This window comes from Clostridium tagluense, from assembly GCF_003865095.1.
Taxonomy (GTDB): Bacteria; Bacillota; Clostridia; order Clostridiales; family Clostridiaceae; genus Clostridium_AD; species Clostridium_AD tagluense.
This window is the reverse complement of the sequence record NZ_BHYK01000003.1, coordinates 89,403-96,812: the sequence shown is the minus strand read 5'-3', so window position 1 is coordinate 96,812 and position 7,410 is coordinate 89,403. Positions and strand designations below refer to the sequence as shown.

Annotated in this window: 9 protein-coding genes; all 9 read left to right on the top strand. The window is 27.6% G+C overall.

The window, feature by feature from the left end; translation table 11 throughout:
* Positions 1 to 123: flagellin (locus tag Ctaglu_RS03235; protein WP_267901258.1), on the top strand; the 123-nt coding region annotated here is incomplete at its 5' end.
* A gap of 122 nt (positions 124 to 245) precedes the next feature.
* A complete protein-coding gene (locus tag Ctaglu_RS03230; RefSeq protein WP_124998028.1) occupies positions 246 to 2,045 on the top strand; it encodes a motility associated factor glycosyltransferase family protein in 1,800 nt (599 codons plus the stop codon).
* A 29-nt stretch (positions 2,046 to 2,074) separates the two neighbouring features.
* Complete coding sequence (locus Ctaglu_RS03225; RefSeq protein ID WP_124998026.1) at positions 2,075 to 2,422, top strand: DUF8042 domain-containing protein; 348 nt, start codon at positions 2,075 to 2,077, stop codon at positions 2,420 to 2,422.
* Positions 2,423 to 2,436: 14 nt separating this feature from the next.
* Positions 2,437 to 3,570, top strand: a complete 1,134-nt coding sequence (locus Ctaglu_RS03220) for a DUF2920 family protein (RefSeq protein ID WP_124998024.1) — start codon at positions 2,437 to 2,439, stop codon at positions 3,568 to 3,570.
* 7 nt (positions 3,571 to 3,577) lie between these two features.
* Positions 3,578 to 4,801, top strand: a complete 1,224-nt coding sequence (locus tag Ctaglu_RS03215; protein WP_124998022.1) for a motility associated factor glycosyltransferase family protein — start codon at positions 3,578 to 3,580, stop codon at positions 4,799 to 4,801.
* Position 4,802: 1 nt separating this feature from the next.
* Positions 4,803 to 5,534, top strand: a complete 732-nt coding sequence (locus tag Ctaglu_RS03210; protein WP_124998021.1) for a cytidylyltransferase domain-containing protein — start codon at positions 4,803 to 4,805, stop codon at positions 5,532 to 5,534.
* Between the two features lie 61 nt (positions 5,535 to 5,595).
* Entirely contained in the window at positions 5,596 to 6,141 is a 546-nt protein-coding gene (gene pseH, locus Ctaglu_RS03205) for a UDP-4-amino-4,6-dideoxy-N-acetyl-beta-L-altrosamine N-acetyltransferase (RefSeq protein WP_124998019.1), read from the top strand.
* A gap of 21 nt (positions 6,142 to 6,162) precedes the next feature.
* A complete protein-coding gene (locus Ctaglu_RS24995; RefSeq protein WP_185732581.1) occupies positions 6,163 to 6,330 on the top strand; it encodes a hypothetical protein in 168 nt (55 codons plus the stop codon).
* Between the two features lie 3 nt (positions 6,331 to 6,333).
* Entirely contained in the window at positions 6,334 to 7,329 is a 996-nt protein-coding gene (pseG, locus tag Ctaglu_RS03200; RefSeq protein WP_124998017.1) for a UDP-2,4-diacetamido-2,4,6-trideoxy-beta-L-altropyranose hydrolase, read from the top strand.
* Positions 7,330 to 7,410 lie beyond the last annotated feature (81 nt).

The window sequence follows — 7,410 nt, the reverse complement described above, 5'->3', positions numbered from 1 at the left end:
GACGTTGATATGGCAAAAGAAATGATGAGCTTCTCAAAGAACAATATTCTTGCACAAGCAGCTCAAGCAATGCTTGCTCAAGCTAATCAACAACCACAAGGTGTTCTTCAATTATTAAGATAATTAAAGAATAAATAGTTAAGAAAAAAGGAGCAGAATTAATTTCTGTTCTTTTTTTTTGTTAAAGTATTTTTTATTTTTTACGATATATATATATATACATAAGTTTTTTGGAGGAGTTATATATGAATAAAAGTAATGGAGAAATATTAAATCATCTGAAGCAAATTACTTTAAAAGATGAAGAAAGATATAATATAGAAACTAGTAAGGACAATAAAAAAATAATAAGGATAAATATAGACGGCAAGTTTATTTATTTAGGAAGTAAATACACCGTGGATAAAGATATTGAGACTTTTAAATCTACACTTAAAAAAATAAATGCGAATAATATTATTATAATATGGGGATTTGGAACAGGAGAACATATTTTAGATTTATTAAAAGAAGCACCTAGTACTAGCAAAATTCTTATTGTTGAGCCAGATGAAAAAGTATTAATAGAAAATATATTATCTAATAACATAGAAAATATATTTAAAGACGACAGAGTATTTATATTAAATTATAAAAAAGAAAATTTGAAAGAGTTTTTAAATGAAAAAATAAAAGATGTAGAAATCAACAATACAAAGATTGTAACATATGCAAACTATGATAAAGTATATAGTGAAGAATATAAGAAGTTTAGTGGGGAATTTATTGAATTCGTAAGTGATTCTATTATAGGAATAAGTACATCATTATATTTTGCAAAGCAGTATTTTAAATGTTTTGCACGTAATATTAAGAAAATAGTAGACAGCACTAGGATAAACCAATTGAAAGATAAATTTAAGGGTAGGCCTGCCATAATAGTTTCGGCAGGACCTTCACTAGAAAAAAACGTCCATTTATTAAAGGATATTCAAGATGAGTTTATTATTATAACTGGTGGTAGAACGCTAAATACTCTTTTAGAAAAAGATATAAATCCAGATTTTGTATGTTCGGTAGATCCAGGGGATGGTTCTTATAAAGTAATTGAAAAAGCATTGCATAGTGAGGTTCCTTTAGTTTTCAGTGAAGTAAGTAACCACAAAATGGTGGAAGAATATAAGGGCAAAAAAATATTTTTCAAAGATATAGATTTTAGAGATACAACTGATAAACTATTAGGAGTAGAAGTAGATTACTTATGGCAAGGAGGTTCTGTAGCGCATATCTGCATAAGTTTAGCAGCATATTTAGGTTGTAATAATGTTATTTTTATAGGACAAGATTTAGCTTATACAAACAATATGTATCATGCAGAAAGTGCAAGCATTAGTAAAAATAACAACATTGAAAAAGATGATACTTATATATATGTAGATGATATATATGGTGGGAAAGTGCCTACTACAATAACATTAGATTTTTACAGGAAAAAAATAGAACAAATGATGCTAGCGTATAAGGATGTTGTTTTTATCAATAGCACAGAGGGTGGAGCAAACATTAAAGGAAGTTTAGTAAAAACCTTACAGCAGTCTATTAATGAATACGCTTATAACGAATGTATAGATAAAAATATAGAAGATATATTAAATAGTAAATCTTTAGTAGATAAGCAAGTAGTCTATAAAAATATAATGAAAATCTTAAAATCTATTAAAACCATAGAAGAAATATGTAAAAGTGCTCTTGTAAATACTTCTAGAATGTACAAGTATTACGAAAAAAATATTTTGTTAGATATAAATTATATTTTAGGAAAGTTAGATAAGTTAGATTGTAAGTTAAATAAAGAAGTTGAAAAAGTACAAAGTATTAAAAAATTATATGCACCACTAGTAGCGAAAATTATGATTTCAGATGAATTTAAAGAAGAACAAGGCGAAAGTGAAAAAGAAAAAGGCAAAAGGATTGCGTTAAAAAGTGAAGCAATATACAAAGGGCTTTTAGAAATAATGAAAGAAGCAAAAATTGAATTTGAAAAAGTTATAGAAGATTTAACATAAAAAGCTATAATATATTGGAGGAATTATATATGAATGAGAAATTTGATACATTAAAAACTGTAAGTGAATATATGGTGAAGTTGATAAATGCAATAGAAAAGGCAGTTGAATACTTTCAGGCAGGAGAAGATAGAAAAGGCTGTGACTTAATTTTTCCTATTACAGAAGGAATACAATGGATGAGTGATGCACTAATGATTACAAAAGATATACATAAACAAGATATGGGATTAAAGAATATGAATGAGAAGTTAACTGAAATAGTTGAGGCTCTAGAAAATGGAGATTTTATTTTAATTGGAGATTTATTTCAATATGAATTAACACCAATACTTGAGGATATTCAAAAGAATATTAATAAGACGATAGCAAGCTAGATAGGGGTGGTTAAATGGCTAAAGAATATTGCATTTCAGAATATGCACATAACAGCATATACACTTATAATAAAGTAAAAGATAATTATAAAGACAGAAAAATTAATATATATTTCTCAGAACCAGATGAGGGCATAAATTCAGATACAGGCATACTATTGTTTATTGCTGGATTTGGTGGAAATGCCGGCTCAAATGTTTATAAGAAAATGAGAAATGAGATTGCAGATAAATATAATTTAGTTACAATACAATGTGATTATTTTGGGTGGCAATTTATGCAACAAGCGGATAAAATTAAGGTGCCAAACTTGGATATAAATAAAATGAACCAAGTTTTCAATAAGGAAGACATGGAAAAGATATATAAGGCTGGCAAACTTGACTTTGATGAGTTTCTTAAACAGGGAATAAAATATGATTTAAATGTTACAGTTAATGCGGATTTATCTGGTGAAACATTAGAGGATTTTAATGATATGGGCATAATGCAAACAATAGATAATATTACTGCTGTATTAAAGGTAATGGCTATATTATATGATAATGGATATGAATTCAATGCTAAAAAGGTTATTGCATACGGTCATTCTCATGGAGCATATCTATCATATCTATGTAATGCTTTTGCGCCTACACTTTTCTCCTTAATTATTGATAATTCTGCTTGGATATACCCTGCGTATTTAAAAGGTAACAGATATTTTATTCATAATGTAGATAAATTTACATTAAATGTTGAGTTTGATTATTTAGCAAAAAAAATAGATATAGATAAGGAACTTTTAAGTCTACCGCATATATACTCTAATTTTAAAAATATGTGTAAGATAATATGTTATCACGGAACTACAGATAATTTAATAAGTGATTCTGAGAAAAGTAAGTTTTGTGAAACAGTAGAAAACTGTGAATATAATGAAATATCTTTAGATAAAGTTGATGGGCATATATTTAAATCAACTAATCATGGTTTAGGTGCAGACTTTTTTAAATTATTTGATTTTACATATAAGAAGGTTGAGAAGAACTTTGAAAAAGGCAAGTTTATAGAATTGCAAAATGATGTAATTATAGAAACTAATAAGGGAGAATATTTAATAAATTATGAGGATATTTTACCTGAGTTTATAGAATTAAAAGGATGATTATTTTATGAATAGAAAAATTGAAATAATAAATACAAGAGAATGTAATATAACTTTACTAGTAGGAAATATTTTTCTTCATAGTAAGTACTATCCAGTAAAAGAGGGCGAAAAATTCATAGAATTAAATGAAAAGTTTTATAGAAATAAAGACGTGGTAATGGTTTATGGGTTAGGCCTTGGATATCATGTTAAAGAATTGTTAAAGAGATGTAATGATGATTGTAAAATATATATATTTGATGCAGATAAAGAAATAATAAAAATAGCCGATGATTTAGGTAGCTTAGAGAATATAAGAAAAGATAAAAGGGTGAAAGTATTTGATAACTATTCACAAAAATTCTTACAGGATTTTGTAAGAATAGCACAGTTAGTAGATGATATATTGATATATAAACCTTCTGTTAAGTTACTTTCAGATGAATATATACCTTTGAAAAATATACTTGAAGATTATAATGTGGCTAAAATAGCTGTAGAAAGATTTAGTGAGGTCATGAGTGGAAATTATGAACATAACCTAAGACTAAAAACTCCTGCAATTAAAGAGTTTTTTAATAGGATAAATGTTAAAGGAGAAACAGTAATAGTAGTAGCAGCGGGACCGTCACTAGATTATAATATAAATACATTAAAAAAACTAAATGGAAAAGTTAAGGTGTTTTCCGTTGGAAGAGCTTTAGGAACACTTATGGAAAATGAAATTAATCCAGACATGATTACTATAATAGATTCACAGGAAGGTGTGTGTAATCAGCTAAAAGGATATGAAAATTCAGATATTCCATTGTGCTTTTTAAGTACGGCATCTAGATGGGCTGTTTCAAATTATAATGGACCTAAGTATATGTTTTATAATGAAGAAAATGAAGATGATATAATAATAAATACAGGAAAAACTGTAGCAGTAGCAACACTCAATATAGCAATAAAGGGTGGAGCTAAGGAAATAATATTTGTGGGACAAGACTTAGGATTTTTAGATAACAAAAGTCATGCAGGAACAATTAATGATGTTTCAGACGATGGTGTTTATAAAAAAGTGTTAAGTGTTAATGGTAGTATGATAAGCACAAATGATGGTTATATGTATTTTAAAAGACAAATAGAAAAAGAAATAGAAGAGAATCCAAATGTGAGATTTATAAATTGTAGCAAAGGGGCTAGGATAAAAGGGACAGTGGAAATGGAACTAGAAGAAGTAAATACTAAGGTAGGTGATATTTAAAATGAAAGTAGTATGTATAGTGCAAGCTAGAATGGGGTCTACAAGATTGCAAGGAAAGGTACTCATGAATATATGTGGAAAATCAGTTCTAGAACATGATATAGATAGATTAAAAAGAGTTGAAAATATAGATCAAATAGTTATTGCAACGACAACATTGGGAAAAGATAATGTAATAGTTGAAGAGGCTAAAAGATTAGGAGTTACATGTTTTAGAGGTTCGGAAGAGGATGTTTTATCTAGATATTATTATGCTGCTAAAGAAAATAATGCTGATGTAATTGTAAGAATTACTAGTGATTGTCCGCTAATAGATAGTAAGGTTACTGAAAAAACAATACAAATGTATTTGAATAATTTAGGACAATATGATTATGTAAATAATACTTTAGAAAAGACTTTTCCTAGGGGACTAGATACAGAGGTGTTTGGTTACAAAAGTTTAGAAAAAGCATTTAATGAAGCTATAATACAAAGGGATAGAGAACATGTTACTGCGTATATATGGGATAACCTACAAATATTTAGAGTGGGATGCTATAAAAACAATAGAGATTATTCTGAATTAAGGTGGACATTGGATACTATTGAGGACTTTAAATTTATTACAGAGGTTTATAATTACCTATATGAAAAAAATAAAAAGTTTTTAATGGATGATATTTTAGATTTAATGGAGAAATTCCCTCACTTAAAAGAAATAAATCAAGATATTAAGCAAAAAAAGGTTTAACATAGAGGGAATATTGATTTTTCTGAGAAATAAAAATTATGGAAATCAGGAGTGATAATGAGTGTTAATAACATTAGTAAAGATTGAAAAAGATGATTTGGCTACTATTGCAAATTGGAGGATGATGCCTGAAGTTACCAAATACATGTATACAGATCCGATTTTAACATTAGATACCCAATTAAAATGGTTTGAAAGCATACAAAATGATGAGACGGTAAAATATTGGATTATAAAAATTGATAATACTAAAATAGGTGTTATAAATTTATGTGATATTGATTGTAAAAACAAGAAATGTTCATGGGGGTACTATATAGCTGAGACTTCATTTAGAGGTAGAGGTATAGCAAGAAGTCTTGAATGTAACATATATGATTATGTTTTTGAAAATTTAAATTTAAACAAATTATGTGGTGAGGTATTTACTTTTAATGAGAAAGTGATAGAAATACATAAAAAATTCGGCTCAGAAATTGAAGGTATATTAAAAGAACATATATTTAAAAATGGCAAAAAATATGATGTTGTTACTATGGGAATTACAAAGGGAAAATGGAAAAGTATTAAAGGTAATTATGAGTATGAAAAAATAACTATAGAATAAATGGTATGAAAAGGAAAGCTTGTGATTGTAGCAATAAGAATTACTACAATATTAAAAATACTAGTGATTAAACTATATGGTTTTGTAGAAGTTATAGCTGAGGAAACATGCAAAACGCTTGATATGAGATTAGGAGAAGTAGATTTGCAAACTATTCGACCTATATTGGAGAAAGAAGGTTTAGTGTAGTAGATGAAAATAGCAATTAGAGCAGATGGTGGAAAGAATATAGGCATGGGACATATAATGAGAACTTTAGTTTTAGCACAGGAGCTTTGTAAAATCCATGATGTTTTTTATATATGTAAGGTAGATAACCCTTTAAGTGAGAAATATAGAATAGGTATTGAAAAGGTAAAATCACAAGGATTTCTTGTGAAAACAATAAGAGACAAATTTGTATTATCTGATCTAAAGCATATAGAAGCAGGGTTGTTAATTACAGATAGTTACGATATTGACGAAGTATATTTTGATGAAACTAAAAAAATATTCAATCAAACTGCATATATAGATGATATGAATTTATATTATTTTAATGTGGATTTTTTAATTAATCAGAATATAAATGGTGTGGATTTTGCATATAAGGTTAATATTGATACAAAGCTACTTGTAGGTTCGGATTATATAATGTTACGAGATGAAATTAGAGGCATTTCTCAAAAGTACATAATAGAAAATGCAAATGATATAATGATAACTGTTGGTGGTGGTGATCCATATCATATTACAGAACAAATTCTAAATTATGTAAATATATTAGATTATAATTTTCATGTTGTTGTGGGTCCATCTTTTGAAAAAGATAATTGGTTGAAAAGTTTTGAAAGTCGAAAAGTTAGGCTTTACTATAATGCTAATATGTATGAAATTATGCAAAAATGTGATATTGCTATATCTGCATGTGGTAGCACTTTATATGAATTAGCCTTTTGCGAAGTTCCAACACTAGGGTTAGTAATTGCACATAATCAACAAGAAATAGCTAAGAAAATGGATGAATTAGGTATGATGAAAAATATGGGTTGGTATGATAATTTGATTAAAGACAAGTTTATTGATGATTTAAATTACTTGTGTAATGATGTTGTAAAAAGAAGGGAAATGTCTTTAAAAGCTAGAAAAGCTGTTGACGGTAACGGAGCAAAAAGAATAGTGGAAGGATTAGGCTTGGAGTGTGGATAGGTATAGACATTAAAGTTGTTTGACAAATTTGATTATTATAGAATTTTTTAAATTAGATGCATAATGTAAAAAAAATGATGT